Origin of the sequence: Bradyrhizobium algeriense (assembly GCF_003062295.1) — a bacterium.
Taxonomy (GTDB): domain Bacteria; phylum Pseudomonadota; class Alphaproteobacteria; order Rhizobiales; family Xanthobacteraceae; genus Bradyrhizobium; species Bradyrhizobium algeriense.
Map to the genome: position 1 here is coordinate 162,394 of NZ_PYCN01000002.1, position 13,988 is coordinate 176,381.

14 protein-coding genes are annotated in these 13,988 nt (G+C 60.8%); 11 read left to right on the forward strand and 3 right to left on the reverse strand.

What is annotated here, in order from left to right; genetic code table 11:
* The first annotated feature begins 47 nt into the window (after positions 1–47).
* The 10 genes from frc to C7G61_RS05030 all read left to right on the forward strand — a co-directional run bounded on the left by frc (position 48) and on the right by C7G61_RS05030 (position 11,362).
* On the forward strand, positions 48–1,325 hold the full coding sequence (gene frc / locus C7G61_RS04990; RefSeq protein WP_108512989.1) for a formyl-CoA transferase: 1,278 nt from the start codon (positions 48–50) through the stop codon (positions 1,323–1,325).
* Between the two features lie 200 nt (positions 1,326–1,525).
* Positions 1,526–1,663 (forward strand): hypothetical protein, encoded by a 138-nt coding sequence (locus tag C7G61_RS44480; protein ID WP_190241671.1) that lies wholly within the window; start codon positions 1,526–1,528, stop codon positions 1,661–1,663.
* A 550-nt stretch (positions 1,664–2,213) separates the two neighbouring features.
* The gene (locus C7G61_RS04995) at positions 2,214–3,224 is read left to right on the forward strand and encodes a Bug family tripartite tricarboxylate transporter substrate binding protein (protein WP_108512990.1); all 1,011 of its coding nucleotides are present in this window, start codon (positions 2,214–2,216) and stop codon (positions 3,222–3,224) included.
* 86 nt (positions 3,225–3,310) lie between these two features.
* Complete coding sequence (locus tag C7G61_RS05000; RefSeq protein ID WP_108512991.1) at positions 3,311–3,808, forward strand: tripartite tricarboxylate transporter TctB family protein; 498 nt, start codon at positions 3,311–3,313, stop codon at positions 3,806–3,808.
* Between the two features lie 32 nt (positions 3,809–3,840).
* The gene (locus tag C7G61_RS05005; RefSeq protein ID WP_108512992.1) at positions 3,841–5,361 is read left to right on the forward strand and encodes a tripartite tricarboxylate transporter permease; all 1,521 of its coding nucleotides are present in this window, start codon (positions 3,841–3,843) and stop codon (positions 5,359–5,361) included.
* A gap of 200 nt (positions 5,362–5,561) precedes the next feature.
* Positions 5,562–6,857: an oxalate/formate MFS antiporter gene (gene oxlT, locus C7G61_RS05010; protein ID WP_108512993.1), complete on the forward strand. Its 1,296-nt coding sequence runs from the start codon at positions 5,562–5,564 to the stop codon at positions 6,855–6,857.
* A 273-nt stretch (positions 6,858–7,130) separates the two neighbouring features.
* Positions 7,131–7,562 carry a CBS domain-containing protein gene (locus tag C7G61_RS05015; RefSeq protein ID WP_108512994.1) on the forward strand — a complete coding sequence of 144 codons (432 nt, stop codon included), beginning with the start codon at positions 7,131–7,133 and terminating at the stop codon, positions 7,560–7,562.
* A gap of 155 nt (positions 7,563–7,717) precedes the next feature.
* Positions 7,718–8,806, forward strand: a complete 1,089-nt coding sequence (locus tag C7G61_RS05020; RefSeq protein ID WP_108512995.1) for a ketopantoate reductase family protein — start codon at positions 7,718–7,720, stop codon at positions 8,804–8,806.
* A 126-nt stretch (positions 8,807–8,932) separates the two neighbouring features.
* A complete protein-coding gene (locus C7G61_RS05025) occupies positions 8,933–10,153 on the forward strand; it encodes a fructose-1,6-bisphosphatase (RefSeq protein WP_274542259.1) in 1,221 nt (406 codons plus the stop codon).
* Positions 10,154–10,174: 21 nt separating this feature from the next.
* Positions 10,175–11,362 carry a 6-phosphofructokinase gene (locus tag C7G61_RS05030; RefSeq protein ID WP_108512996.1) on the forward strand — a complete coding sequence of 396 codons (1,188 nt, stop codon included), beginning with the start codon at positions 10,175–10,177 and terminating at the stop codon, positions 11,360–11,362.
* An 84-nt stretch (positions 11,363–11,446) separates the two neighbouring features.
* Here the strand turns inward: C7G61_RS05030 and C7G61_RS05035 are convergent, their stop codons facing one another.
* From C7G61_RS05035 to C7G61_RS05040, 3 genes are all read right to left on the reverse strand, one after another.
* Entirely contained in the window at positions 11,447–13,015 is a 1,569-nt protein-coding gene (locus C7G61_RS05035; protein ID WP_108512997.1) for an SGNH/GDSL hydrolase family protein, read from the reverse strand.
* A gap of 202 nt (positions 13,016–13,217) precedes the next feature.
* A complete protein-coding gene (locus C7G61_RS44485; protein ID WP_190241672.1) occupies positions 13,218–13,358 on the reverse strand; it encodes a hypothetical protein in 141 nt (46 codons plus the stop codon).
* A 55-nt stretch (positions 13,359–13,413) separates the two neighbouring features.
* Entirely contained in the window at positions 13,414–13,635 is a 222-nt protein-coding gene (locus tag C7G61_RS05040) for a hypothetical protein (RefSeq protein WP_108512998.1), read from the reverse strand.
* On the opposite strand from C7G61_RS05040, the gene C7G61_RS05045 reads away from it, so the two are divergent.
* Positions 13,621–13,812: a hypothetical protein gene (locus tag C7G61_RS05045; protein ID WP_108512999.1), complete on the forward strand. Its 192-nt coding sequence runs from the start codon at positions 13,621–13,623 to the stop codon at positions 13,810–13,812. The genes C7G61_RS05040 and C7G61_RS05045 overlap by 15 nt on opposite strands.
* Positions 13,813–13,988: the final 176 nt, after the last annotated feature.

Here is a 13,988-nt window from a genome sequence, read left to right on the forward strand (position 1 = left end):
CCGCCTTCGCGGGCATGACGGCAGCAGATAGTAACAGGAGAGAACATATGTCTAAGGCGCTCAAGGGCGTTCGTATTCTCGATTTCACCCACGTTCAGTCGGGCCCGACCTGCACGCAATTGCTGGCCTGGTTCGGCGCCGACGTGATCAAGGTCGAGCGCCCGGGCGTTGGCGACATCACCCGCGGCCAGCTGCAGGACATCCCGAATGTGGACAGCCTGTATTTCACCATGCTCAACCACAACAAGCGCTCGATCACGCTCGACACCAAGAACCCGAAGGGCAAGGAAGTCCTCACCGCCCTGATCAAGAGCTGCGACGTGCTGGTGGAAAATTTCGGCCCCGGCGTGCTCGATCGCATGGGCTTCCCCTGGGAGAAGATCCACGCCATCAACCCGAAGATGATCGTGGCCTCGATCAAGGGCTTTGGTCCCGGGCCTTACGAAGACTGCAAGGTGTATGAGAACGTCGCCCAGTGCACCGGCGGCGCCGCTTCGACCACCGGCTTCCGCGACGGGCTGCCGCTTGTCACCGGCGCGCAGATCGGCGACAGCGGCACCGGGTTGCATCTCGCGCTCGGCATCGTGACCGCGCTCTATCAGCGCACCATGACCGGCCAGGGCCAGAAGGTTACGGCGGCGATGCAGGACGGCGTGCTCAACCTCGCGCGCGTCAAACTTCGCGATCAGCAGCGCCTCGCCCATGGCCCGCTGAAGGAATACAGCCAATACGGCGAAGGCATTCCGTTCGGCGACGCCGTGCCGCGCGCCGGCAACGATTCCGGCGGCGGTCAGCCCGGCCGCATCCTGAAGTGCAAGGGCTGGGAGACCGATCCCAACGCCTACATCTATTTCATCACCCAGGCGCCGGTGTGGGAGAAGATCTGCGACGTGATCGGCGAGCCTACCTGGAAGACCGATGCGAACTACGCCAAGCCGCCTGCCCGCCTGTCGCGGCTGAACGAGATCTTCGCACGCATCGAACAGTGGACGATGACCAAGACCAAGTTCGAGGCGATGGAAATCCTCAACAAGGACGACATCCCCTGCGGCCCGATCCTGTCGATGAAGGAGATCGCCGAAGACCAGTCGCTGCGCGCGACCGGCACCGTGGTCGAGGTCGATCATCCGACCCGCGGCAAGTACATCTCCGTCGGCAATCCGATCAAGCTGTCGGACTCACCGAGCGAGGTAACGCGCTCGCCGCTGCTCGGCGAGCACACCGACGAGATCCTGCGCCAGGTTCTCGGCTTCTCCGACCACCAGGTCGCCGAGATCCACGATTCCGGCGCGCTCGATCCGCCGCGGAAGCAGGCGGCCGAATAAGCCGCGTTGTAATCTGGAATACAAGGCCGTCGGGTTCCGGCGGCCTTTTTATTTGGAATGCCAACGGCAATTTGCTGCATTGCAAACCTTCGATTGCTGCTATGCAAACAAACCCATTGTTGATTGGTATCTGGTATACAAAAATCCCCTTTGATCACGAGGCGGGGCTGCTCCGCCACTTCAGAAAAAGGGGTACATCCATGTCCAAGACTGCATCCATCGGCCTGCTTCCCTCCAGCACCCTGTTCGGCCGCCTGATGGCCTCGATCGACCGCTTTCTGACCGCCAGCAGCCGCATCGCCGTCCGCAACGGCGACCTCCCCTATTTTGGTCTCTGACGCTTTATTTCGCAGCATCTGAGGCGCGGATCGGCGCACGCTGGCGAGCGACCTTCCACCAATGTTTTCGGTTAATGGCCCCGGTTTCCGGGGCCATTTTCGTTGCCGCAAACCGATTGTGAGAAACTGCGTATCTGCGACAAATTGGCCAGTGCGGCAATCGGAAGCAAAAACCATTTGCACTGTGGCATATCATATACAAGAATACTCAAAACGCTCACACCAAGAAGTGTGGGCGCACATTGGGGGATAGGCCGTGCAGTCCGCAAGGGACAGCGAAACGCGATGTAGCGGAGGACGGGCAGTGCATGCATGCTTCCCTTTTCTTGCGCATCGCAATTTACCATTGGCCGAAAGAAGCGGATGCCGCTCCAACGGGACCCTCGTACAATTCAAGCTTGGAACTGACTGCGATGGCAAACCATTGCAGCACGACGATCATGAGTGCATGAAGCGATTATGAGTGCATGAAGACCCGACAAGGTTGATCGGGATGAAATTGAAAGCCGGCAAAGACCGGCGTAACCATAGTTCGACGGGAGTGAACCAAATGAAGCGTTCTGCATATCTTGCGTTCGGGACGATTGCTGCATTGTGCACCAGCGGAATCGCAGTTCCTGCGACTGCCGCATGGGAGCCGGTGCGCCCCGTTGAATTCATCATTCCCGCCGGCACCGGCGGCGGCGCCGATCAGATGGCGCGCACCATCCAGGGCATTGTCACCAAGCACAATCTGATGAAGCAGCCGCTGGTCGTCATCAACAAGTCGGGCGGCGCCGGCGGCGAAGGCTTCCTCGACGTCAAGGGATCGGGCGGCAATCCGCACAAGATCATCATCACGCTCTCCAACCTCTTCACGACTCCGCTCGCCACCGGAATTCCGTTCAGTTGGAAGGATCTCACGCCGGTCGCCATGCTGGCGCTCGACGAATTCGTGCTCTGGGTGAACGCCGACAAACCGTACAAGACGGTGAAGGATTACGTCGATGCGGTGAAGGCCGCTCCCGCCGGCACCATCAAGATGGGCGGCACCGGTTCGAAACAGGAAGACCAGATCATTACGGTTGCCGTAGAAAAGGCCACCGGCGCCCGCTTCACCTACATCCCGTACAAAGGCGGCGGAGAAGTCGCCGTTCAGCTCGTCGGCAATCACGTCGATTCGACCGTCAACAATCCGATCGAGGCGGTCGCGCAATGGCGTGGCGGCAAGCTGCGCCCGCTCTGCGTGTTCGACGCACAGCGCATGGCCTATGACGAACCGATCGCCGACGGCAAGGCCTGGAAGGACATTCCGACCTGCAAGTCGGAAGGTCTCGACATGGAATATCTGATGCTGCGCGGCATCTTCATGTCGCCCAGGGCCACCAAGGACCAGGTCGAGTATTATATCGATCTCTTCAAGAAGGTTCGCGCCACGCCGGAGTGGCAGGAATTCATGAAGAGCGGTGCATTCAACACGACGTTCCTGACCGGCGCCGACTACGCCAAGTGGGTCGAGGCCGAAGAGAAGCGTCATCAGACTCTGATGAAGGACGCCGGCTTCCTCGCCCCGAGCAACTGACCGGGACGCACTGACCGACTGAATTTGGAATAGCAACGCAGACGGCGGGCTCTGGTACCGCAGGCTCGATTCCGCATGGAGTTTCGATGACAACAGGAAGTTCGAGCAATACCGGCCCGACCCACAAACTCGTGGAAGCAGGCGTCACGCTAGCGATCGCTCTGTTTGGAGTGATCGTGATCTTCGGCAGCGTCAAGGCGGGAATCAACTGGGGTCCCGAAGGACCCCGGGCCGGGTTCTTTCCGTTCTACATCGGAATCTTCATCCTCGTTTCGAGCGGAATCAATCTGTGGCACGGGCTGCGCGAAGACAATGACAGCCTGTTCGCGGAATGGGGACAGCTTCGTCAGGTTCTGAGCGTCGTTATTCCCACGGCCATCTATGTCGGCTCCATGCCGTTCGTCGGGCTCTACGTCGCCTCGATCGTCTTCATCGCATGGTTCATGCGATGGCTGGGCAAATACAACTGGATCGTCGTCTTGGCGGTCGCGTTCGGTATGCCCATCGCCACCTACTTCATTTTCGAGCGCTGGTTCATGGTCCCGCTTCCAAAGGGACCAGTCGAAGAGTGGCTCGATCTGTAACAACGACGCACAGTCAGGATTGGATTATCGGGATGGAAGAACTCGTCAATCTGTTTCACGGCTTTGCGGTCGCGCTGCAGCCGTACAACATCATGCTGATGGTTCTCGGCATCGTGCTCGGTGTCATCATCGGCGTGCTTCCGGGGCTGGGCGGCGCCAATGGCGTTGCCATCCTGCTGCCGCTGACATTCAGCATGTCGCCGACGTCGGCCATCATCATGTTGTCGTGCATCTATTGGGGCGCGCTGTTCGGCGGCGCGATCACCTCAATTCTCTTCAACATACCCGGAGAACCGTGGTCGGTAGCCACGACGTTCGACGGCTATCCGATGGCACAGCAGGGCAAGGCCGGCGAGGCACTGACCGCCGCCTTCACCTCATCCTTCGTCGGCGCTCTGTTCGCCGTGGTCATGATCACGCTGGTCGCTCCCTTGGTCGCCAGCTTTGCGCTGCAATTTGGTCCAGCGGAAAAATTCGCGGTGTATTTCCTCGCATTCTGCAGCTTCGTGGGCCTAAGCAAGGAGCCGCCGTTCAAGACCATTGCGGCGATGATGATCGGCTTTGCGCTAGCCGCTGTCGGGCTTGATTCCATCACCGGGCAGTTGCGGCTGACGTTCGGCGTCACCCATCTGCTCAACGGCTTCGACTTCCTAATTGCCGTGATCGGGCTGTTCGGCATTGGTGAAATCCTTCTGACCATGGAGGAAGGGCTCGCCTTCCGCGGCGGCAAGGCCAAGATCAACTTGCGGGTCGTGCTGCAGACCTGGAAGGAATTGCCAAAATACTGGATGACCTCGTTGCGCTCCTGCTTCATCGGCTGCTGGATGGGCATCACGCCGGCGGGCGCTACTCCGGCCTCGTTCATGAGTTACGGCATCGCCAAACGCGTGGCGAAGAACGGCAAGAACTTCGGCAAAGGCGAGATCGAAGGTGTGGTCGCGCCGGAAACCGCGGCCCACGCCGCGGGCACCGCGGCCTTGCTGCCGATGCTCTCGCTCGGCGTGCCCGGCTCGCCGACGGCTGCGGTGTTGCTCGGCGGCCTCCTGATCTGGGGTCTGCAGCCCGGCCCGATGCTGTTTGTCGAACAGAAGGAATTCGTCTGGGGCCTGATCGCCTCGATGTATCTCGGCAATCTCGTCGGCCTGATCGTCGTGCTGACCTGCGTGCCGATCTTCGCGGCAATCCTGCGCGTGCCCTTCAGCATCATCGCGCCGCTGATCCTGGTGCTCTGCGCGATCGGCGCCTATTCCGTGCACAGCTCTACGTTTGACGTCATGCTGATGCTTGTGTTCGGCGTGATCGGTTATCTGCTCAAGAAGTGCAATTATCCCCTCGCCCCGCTGGTGCTGGCCATCGTGCTCGGCGACAAGGCGGAAGAGGCCTTCCGGCAGTCGCTTCTGGGATCCCAGGGTTCGTTTGGCATATTCCTTTCCAACCCGCTCGTCAGCACGATCATGATCCTGGGCTTGATCGCACTGTTCTGGTCGGTCATCCAGGAAGGCTATACGCGGCTGCGGGCGACGGTCGCCGGGCCGGGCAGCAGTGCCGCTTAACCACGGCGAAACAACAACTTAGTCTAACAAATTTTCCCGAGGCCGCGCAGACTGCGCGGCCTCTTTTTTGTTCGCAGCGATTTTGCGGAGTTCGAAATTTTCACAGTCTGTGTAAAATTTCCTCTTGTCTACTGGCATAACATATACCAGACTTCCACGGAGCTGTCGGGGTTATCGATAGAACAGCCATTGGAGGAAAAATGACGGACACAGTGCACGGAGCGGCCCCCGTCGCGGCGGCCCGAGTCAGCGATGCTTATCGCTGGACCCAGTTAGCCATCGGCGTCGCCGCAATGGTCATGATCGCCAATTATCAATATGGTTGGACTTTCTTCGTCCCCGACATCCAGAAGAAATTCGGATGGGATCGCGCTTCGATCCAGTGGGCATTTACGCTGTTCGTGCTGTTCGAGACCTGGCTGGTCCCGGTCGAAGGATGGTTCGTCGATAAATACGGCCCGCGCCTCGTCGTCCTGGTCGGCGGCATCCTCTGCGCCATCGGATGGGCGATCAACGCCCAGGCAACCACCCTCAACGGCTTCTATCTCGGCATGATCATCGCAGGCATCGGCGCCGGCGGCGTGTACGGCACCTGTGTCGGCAACGCGCTGAAATGGTTTCCGGACAAGCGCGGCCTTGCTGCCGGTATCACCGCCGCCGGATTCGGCGCGGGCTCGGCGCTGACGGTCGCGCCGATCCAGGCGATGATCAAGGATTCCGGCTTCCAGACCACCTTCCTCTATTTCGGTCTAGGCCAGGGCATCATCATCGTGATCCTCGCCTTCCTGATGTTCTCGCCCAAGGCGGGACAAGTGCCTGCGGTGACGCAGAACGCCAACGTGATCCAGAGCCGGCGCAATTATCAGCCGACCGAGGTGATCCGTCAGCCGATCTTCTGGCTGATGTATTTCATGTTCGTGATCGTCGGCGCCGGCGGATTGATGGTCACCGCCAACCTCAAGCCGATCGCCGTCGACTGGAAGGTCGACAGCGTACCGGTCACGCTGATGGCGGTGACGATGACGGCAGTGACGTTCGCGGCCACCATCGATCGCGTCCTCAACGGCCTCACCCGTCCCTTCTTCGGCTGGATCTCGGACATGATCGGGCGCGAGAACACGATGTTCATCGCGTTCGGCATGGAAGGCATCGGCATCTGGGGCCTGTACATGCTGGGCCACGATCCGGTGTGGTTCGTGCTGCTGTCGGGCTTCGTGTTCTTTGCCTGGGGCGAGATCTACTCCCTTTTCCCGTCGACCTGCACGGATACGTTCGGCGCGAAGTTCGCGACCACCAATGCCGGCCTGCTCTACACGGCAAAGGGCACCGCAGCGCTGCTGGTGCCTGTCGCGAACTACATGCAGCAGTCTTCGGGCACCTGGGACACCGTGTTCATCGTCGCGGCCGGTGCGAACATCCTGGCCTCGGTGCTGGCGATCGCCTTGCTCAAGCCCTGGCGCAAGTCGGTGGTCGCCAAATCGCAGCTCGCGGCCTGATCCAAACCGGATCGGTTATTCGAAACAAGCGCGCTCATCCTCCGGGATGGGCGCGTTTTTCTTTTGCCTGGACGGCTTCTGGTATACCAGATCGCTTTTCGGCCCGCCCAGGGGCGTCCCGCTATCCTCGGGTCGGAATGGGGCGCTTCAATAACGTCAGTAATGCTGCCTATTTATCTTCGTCCCGGCGAAAGATTTCCACGGCCAAACGTGTTGACAATTGGCATTATGTATACCAGAGTTAGATCGATATTTCACCCCAGGGAGGTTGCCATGCAAGTCGGAGATATCCTGCGCAACAAAGTCGCCCGTGTCGCAACGGTTCGCATGAACGAGACCGTCGCCATCGCAGCCCAACTAATGCGCTCCAGCAATATCAGCGCGCTGGTCGTCAAGGATGTCGTCCGCACCGAAGGCAACACGGCGGTCGGCATGTTCACTGAGCGCGACGTCGTTCGCGCGATTGCCGCACACGGCGCAGCCGGCGTGAACTTGCGCGTTTCGCAATTCATTTCGGTACAGCAGCTCGTTTCCTGCACGTCGACGGATACGCTCGAGCATGTCCGCCACCTCATGAGCAAGCATCACATCCGCCACGTGCCGGTGATCGACAATTACAGCCTGATCGGCGTCATCAGCATTCGCGATATCTTCAACGCGTTCGACGACGAAGCAACGCCCTTTAAGCTCGCCGCATCGGCCTGACCGACGGCTCGAACTGCGCCGGCATTTTTTGGGCTGCACTCCCAGGGAAGACGGTATCGCACCGCAATAGTCGGCTTAACTCCTGTCGCAAAGCAGGCGCTCGCGAATCTGCGCCGGAGTAGTGGCGCCGGAAAACATCATCTGTGGGAGGGCGCATGGCGCGTAACATTCTGATCCTAGGGGCCTCGTATGGCTCATTGCTGGCGACAAAGCTTTTGATGGCGGGGCACAACGTAACCCTTGTTTGCCGGAAGCAGACGGCAGAACTCATCAATCGCGACGGCACCGAAGTTCGCATCAAGCTGCGCGACGAGGCGACCCACCGGCCGATCTTCTCGCGCGACCTGCCTGGAATCCTCGACGCGGTCGAGCCCGCCGATGTCGACCCTTCCCGCTACGATCTGGTTGGCCTTGCGATGCAGGAACCGCAATACGCTGCCCCCGCGATGCGGCTTCTGATGATCAAAATCGCCGAAGCGAAGCTGCCTTGCCTTTCGATCATGAACATGCCTCCTCTGCCCTATCTCAAGCGCATCCCGGCCCTTGCGGAAATGGAGTTGGAGAAGGCCTATACCAACGCTGCGGTATGGGATCGGTTTGAGCCAGGCCTGGTGTCGCTGTGCTCTCCGGATCCGCAGGCCTTCCGTCCCCCAGAGGAAGCGGCGAATGTTCTTCACGTCGGCCTGCCGACAAACTTCAAGGCCGCGTCATTTGCGGACGAGAAGCACAATCTGCTGCTTCGGGAGCTGGAAGCCGACATCGATGCGGTGAAGCTGGATGGGCAGGACGTTCCGGTGAAGCTCAAAGTGTTCGATTCGATGTTCGTCCCGCTGGCCAAATGGTCGATGCTATTGACCGGGAATTACCGCTGCATCACGCCGCAAGAGCCGCAATCGATCCGCGACGCGGTGCACGGCGATATCAACCTCTCGCAATCGATCTATGACCACGTCGATGCCATCGCCCAGCGTTTGGGCGCCGATCCCACGGATCAGGTACCTTTCGAGAAATACGCCAAAGCGGCGGAAAGCCTTCTCAGGCCCTCGTCAGCAGCCCGGGCGGTCGCTGGTGGCGCGCCTTCCATCGAACGCGTCGACCTGCTGGTGAAGCTGATTTCGCATCAGCTTGGCGCACCCAATGCCGAAATCGACCGTACGGTCCAGATCGTCAATCAGAAACTGAATGATAGCATCGTGGCGGACGGATCCGGCGCGTCGCGAGGTGCTCCAATCCCAGTGACGTAGAGCCTTGGCATCGCTTCTGGCATGATCTTTACGGTGATCGATGATCCCGGCTACGGATGAGCCCGGGCTTTTCGAGAACGGCATTTGTGGAACCTAACAGAATCTTAAACGTTCTTTTTCGCGGAAATGAGCAGCGCCGTCGCCCCGGCGCAGCAAGCGCAGACGCCGAGGCGGTGCGCTGCGCTGGCGGAGGGAACGCTCATGAGACTCACTCTTTCGGTCATCAAGGCTGACATAGGCTCCGTCGGCGGCCACACGAAACCGTCTACACGCATGATGGCGGCTGTCGAGGGCGAGGTCGCGAAGGCGATTTGCGATGGCCTGCTGATCGACGCTTTCGTCTGCCACACCGGCGACGACATTGCGATCATCATGACACACACACGGGGCGAAGGGAGCTCCGAGGTGCATCAGCTTGCCTGGAAGGCGTTCCTCGCGGCCACCTCGGTCGCGAAAACCTCCGGGCTTTATGGCGCCGGCCAGGATCTTCTCGTCGACGCACCTTCCGGAAACGTTCGCGGCGCCGGACCGGGCGTCGCCGAGCTCAGCTTCGACCACAGCCTCTCGGGCACGAGACCCGCGGAGTCCTTTATGGTGTTCGCCGCCGACAAATGCGGCCCCGGCGCCTACAACCTGCCGCTCTACCTCGCCTTTGCCGATCCCATGTATTGCGCCGGGCTGATGCTGCCCCCGATGATCAAGGGATTCCGTTTCCATGTCATCGACATGGATCACACGGCCGGCGACAGCGTGATCGAACTCGACGCGCCCGCGGATGGCTACCACATTGCCGCGCTGCTCCGCGACAACGAGCGCTTTGGCATTGATCGCATCGTTTCCCGGACCCATGGCGAGGTGGCCGTCGCCGTTTCGGCACAGCGTCTTCACGCGATCGCAGGCAAGTACACCGGCAAGGACGATCCGGTCGCGATCGTCAGGAACCAGGGGATTTTCCCGGCCCCCGAAGAAATCGTCTCGCCGTTCGCGAAGGCGCACTTCGTAGGCGGCGATGCGCGCGGCTCGCACGTGATGCCGCTCATGCCTGTGCCACTTAACACACCGGTGACGGGCATGTACTGCCTGCCGATCGTTTCCTGCACCGGCTTTTCGATCGACAAGGACGGCCGTTTTTCGGAGTCGTTTACCGATTTCTTCGACAACCCGGCGTGGGACGAGGTCCGCCGGCGCGCCCAGCTCAAGGCAATCGAGATGCGCAGCCAGGGCTGGTCTGGCGCCGCGATGCTGCCCTATTCCGAGCTGGAGTATGGTGGCTTCCGCGACACCGTGTCCTCACTGCTGAAGCGCTTTCAGGTGCGCGAGGAGCGCAAGCCGGAAGCGGCCGAGTAAGGGATCGCCTGCGAGGTGGGTATGGCAAAAAGGCGCATCGGCATTCTCACGGGCGGCGGCGACGTTCCCGGTCTCAACGCAGTCATCAAGAGCGTGACATATCGCGGCAGCGAGAACGACATCGAGGTCGTCGGCCTCCGCCGTGGTTGGGAGGCCCTCACGCACGTGAACCTCGAGGACCCGGCCTCCAGGTTCCACTACATCATCCCGCTGAACCGTGACAACACGCGCACTATAGACCGGAGCGGCGGCACTGTGCTGCACTCGAGCCGCACCAATCCGTCCAGGATGAAGAAGCTGCCGGATCATCTTGCAGGCCACGACTTTCCGGCCTCGCTCAGCACGAAGGGCGGCATCGCAACCAGGACGTGGGACCTCACCGGCCAGGTGCTGGCGAACCTCGCGGGGCTCGGCATCGAACATCTGATCGCCATCGGTGGCGACGACACGCTCAGTTACGCGGCCAAGCTCAACGACCTCGGCGTCAAGATTATCGCCATCCCGAAGACGATGGACAACGACGTCCGCAACACCGAGTACTGCATCGGCTTCTCGACCGCGATCACCCGCGCCAGCGACGCCATCCAGCGGCAGCGCACCACTGTCGGATCGCACGAGCGAATCGGCATTTTCCGCGTCTTTGGCCGCGATGCCGGATTTACGGCGCTCTACACCGCATACGCCACCTCGATACGGTGCGTCATACCGGAGTACAAGGTCGATCTCGACAAACTGATCCAGTTGCTCGTCGAGGAGAAGCGCGCCAATCCAAGCAACTATGCGCTCGTCGTGCTCAGCGAGGGCGCCGCGTGGGAGGGCTACGAGGTGCAGGAATACGGAGAGCCTGATGCTTACGGTCATCGCAAGAAGGCGAGTGTGGCGGAATCGTTCGCCGACGAGATCAAGCGACGCGTCGGCGAGGAGACGATCACCTCCGATCTCACATACGACCTGCGATCGGGCAATCCGGACTTCATGGACAAGCTCGTGGCCCTGACTTTCGGCAATATGGCCTACGATGCCGTCCTCGAAGGCAAGACCGGCCTCATGTCGGCGCTGGTGGAGGGCCGCTACGACCTCGTGCCCATCCCTGATGTCAGGCTCGGGCCGCGCAAGCTGGACGTCGCCAGCACGTACAACACGGAGCGCTACCGTCCCATCTACACCAATAAGCGCGGGCAGCCGATCTTTCTCAACCGCGCGTCATAGGGCGGCAGGTGGTAACCCCAAGCCTTGTTATGCTCGGACATCTTGGCGATCAGGCGCGTCATTTGCGCCAAAAGCGATTGGGCCCTAGCGGCGCTGCTTTTTCGGCTTTAGCGACGCCGCCGGTGCTCGCGCATTGGCATCGAGCGATGTTGACGCCACTGGCGTGTCACCCTTGGCTCCTTCGCGTTCAATTTCGCGTCGCGGCCAGGTAAAATCGTCGGCGCGACCGGCTGGTGCCGACAAGGGCTCACCCGTGATCAAGACCCGGGCGGCTTGCGCATCGATCGCCACCGGCCGCGCCCCGGGAGCGCCGAGTAGTTGATCCGTGCCGACAGAAGAGCTCACCAAGGGAACGATCGGCCCGGCCAACGGACGCGGCGCCGGCTGATCCGGCCGCGCACTGGCGTCGGGCGTTGCCGGTTCGGTGGGCAGCACAATCGGCCCAGAACGTGCAGCCAACAGCCGGTTGATCTCGCGCTCGGCATAATGCGCGAGCTTGAGCGCGCCGGCCTTGGTGAAGTACACGCCATCGGCGGCGCGCAGCCGGCGGATCTGCCCTTCGAAATCGGGGCCTTGCTGTGAAAAGCGCCCGGCTTCATCGACAAATCCGTCCCACACATCGACATAGGTGATGCCGGCCTTGCCGGCCGCATCGCGATAGAGCGTATCCAGAAACGCCGTGTCGGCTGTCGCCTTGGGGCCGCGTACCGCCGGCAGACCCACCCACAGCACTGGCACACCCTTGGACTTGAGTACGCCGATCATCTCGTCGATCTTTTCCCTGTAGAGTTCGACCCAGCGCTTCTCGCGAAACTCATGGAGGCCGTTCGGCACGCGCGCGCTCTTCTCCGGTTCTGTGACCGACCGCGCATCGCTGTTGTCGGCGGCGTCGTCTGGCGACAATTCGGCATCCGTCACCTTGGTTGAACCATCGGGCTTCGCCGCGGGTTTTGCGACCGAGGGCTTGCCATCAGGTTTGGCCTTGGCGTCCTTCTTGTCCCCCGGCTTACTGTCGGATTTTTCGGCCGCCGGCTCGCGGATTGCGACGCGGTCGTCAAGCCCGAGCATGACGACAATGGCGTCCGCTTTTTCGACGGCGAGAATGCCTTTGGCGGCGGCGGCCCAATCGGCTGGATCGCCCTTCGGCTGATACTTGATCAGGCCGGAGGCCGTCTTGTGTTTGCGGATCACACCCATCTCAGGCTGATCGGCATAGACGTCCTCAAGCCCATAGGCGAGCCAGTCCGCCATGGAGTCACCGAGCACAAGAATGTGGCGCTCGGGTACAGTGTTGCGCTTCTCGGGCGACGGGGCCTTTGAAAAATCCTCGCGCACCGCCGGGGGCGCTTGCCGCCCATGCGAACGAGGTGGCGGCGCGTACTGCTGCTGGTACGGCGCAAACGTGTCGTTACCGAACCAGCCTCCACCACGTTGTTCGTTACCGGACCAACCTCCACCGCGCTGTTCGTTACCGGACCAGCCTCCACCGCGTTGTGGCTGTGGTTGCGGTCGCTGCTGATATCCGCCGAAATTAAAAAACTGTGCAGAGGTAGGACCGGCCAGGCCGAACACCAAGCCCACCGCGACGGCTAGCGCAATCAGCCGCCCACGCCCGGTGAAGAAGATGCATCGCCCTTTTGGTCCGTTTGGCATGCTGGACCGCACACACGCAGAACCTGCCTTAGCCAGATTAGCACGAGGCCCGGTGGTGGGGTCTCAGTTTACCGTGAAGTGCGGTGTCGTCAGTTCAAGCAAGAGCCCGTGTGTCCCGCTTCGGGTCAAAGCGTCGATTTTGGCATGTCAGCAAGCACGTCGGGCGCCCTTCGTGGAAACGAAGGTGCCACTCTCGTAACGATTACCCTTCGGCTGCGAATACGGAGCTGCTGCCATCCTTGGCCAGCGTGCCGACGGTCGGCATCAACCAGCGAGTACCCGAAATGGTGAGCTTGTCGGCAACCGCGCGATCGAAGATCTTCCTTCGCGTTTCGACGGCCATTTGCGGATAGGTCGGAGACCGCCCCACTTCCGAACAGCGCCGCCAGAGCGGAACTTCACAAAACGCGCCGGCTCAGGCGCGGCGGCCGTTCGAAGGTGCCAAGGAACGTCGGAAGCGTGTGGAACCAGAAAGCGCCTCCCGCGTTGAAATAAAAATTGATCGGGTAATCCAGAAAAAGCGGGGATATCTCCCAAAAGGCGGCTTGATTTCTTGCCTCTTTTTCCCGGTCGGACGGCATTTCTTTGATGGGGAGGAAGAAGAGATGACTGATCAGCAATTGGCTCTTCAGGCGATTAACGAAGCGCAACTCATACTGGAAGAATACCTTCGGCCCCGGCCGCAAAACAATGAGCTTATCCTCGACAAGCTCGTGGAAGTTCTCGAACGCCCCGATTTGGTAGTTGCTGTGAGCCGCTTGCAGCAGCGGCAGAGCAATCTCTCAGTGCGCAAATGAGGAAACTGCCAGCAATCGCCTTGGCCGCCTGGGTTGTTACGCTCTTACCAGTTGGGACGCCAACCGCGCAGGCCAAACAACAATGCAGCGCCGCAGCGCCATCAAATCCGCACGGGCGTTGGTGGTCCTATCGTCTGATCGATGGACGAAAGTGCTGGTACGAGGGCAAGCCCATG

Excerpts from the sequence above, each read along its gene's own strand:
- frc (WP_108512989.1), top strand. The coding sequence starts at position 48 with ATGTCTAAGGCGCTCAAGGGCGTTCGTATTCTCGATTTCACCCACGTT.
- C7G61_RS44480 (WP_190241671.1), top strand. The coding sequence starts at position 1,526 with ATGTCCAAGACTGCATCCATCGGCCTGCTTCCCTCCAGCACCCTGTTC.
- C7G61_RS04995 (WP_108512990.1), top strand. The coding sequence starts at position 2,214 with ATGAAGCGTTCTGCATATCTTGCGTTCGGGACGATTGCTGCATTGTGC.
- C7G61_RS05000 (WP_108512991.1), top strand. The coding sequence starts at position 3,311 with ATGACAACAGGAAGTTCGAGCAATACCGGCCCGACCCACAAACTCGTG.
- C7G61_RS05005 (WP_108512992.1), top strand. The coding sequence starts at position 3,841 with ATGGAAGAACTCGTCAATCTGTTTCACGGCTTTGCGGTCGCGCTGCAG.
- oxlT (WP_108512993.1), top strand. The coding sequence starts at position 5,562 with ATGACGGACACAGTGCACGGAGCGGCCCCCGTCGCGGCGGCCCGAGTC.
- C7G61_RS05015 (WP_108512994.1), top strand. The coding sequence starts at position 7,131 with ATGCAAGTCGGAGATATCCTGCGCAACAAAGTCGCCCGTGTCGCAACG.
- C7G61_RS05020 (WP_108512995.1), top strand. The coding sequence starts at position 7,718 with ATGGCGCGTAACATTCTGATCCTAGGGGCCTCGTATGGCTCATTGCTG.
- C7G61_RS05025 (WP_274542259.1), top strand. The coding sequence starts at position 8,933 with ATGAGCAGCGCCGTCGCCCCGGCGCAGCAAGCGCAGACGCCGAGGCGG.
- C7G61_RS05030 (WP_108512996.1), top strand. The coding sequence starts at position 10,175 with ATGGCAAAAAGGCGCATCGGCATTCTCACGGGCGGCGGCGACGTTCCC.
- C7G61_RS05035 (WP_108512997.1), bottom strand. The coding sequence starts at position 13,015 with ATGCCAAACGGACCAAAAGGGCGATGCATCTTCTTCACCGGGCGTGGG.
- C7G61_RS44485 (WP_190241672.1), bottom strand. The coding sequence starts at position 13,358 with ATGGCCGTCGAAACGCGAAGGAAGATCTTCGATCGCGCGGTTGCCGAC.
- C7G61_RS05045 (WP_108512999.1), top strand. The coding sequence starts at position 13,621 with ATGACTGATCAGCAATTGGCTCTTCAGGCGATTAACGAAGCGCAACTC.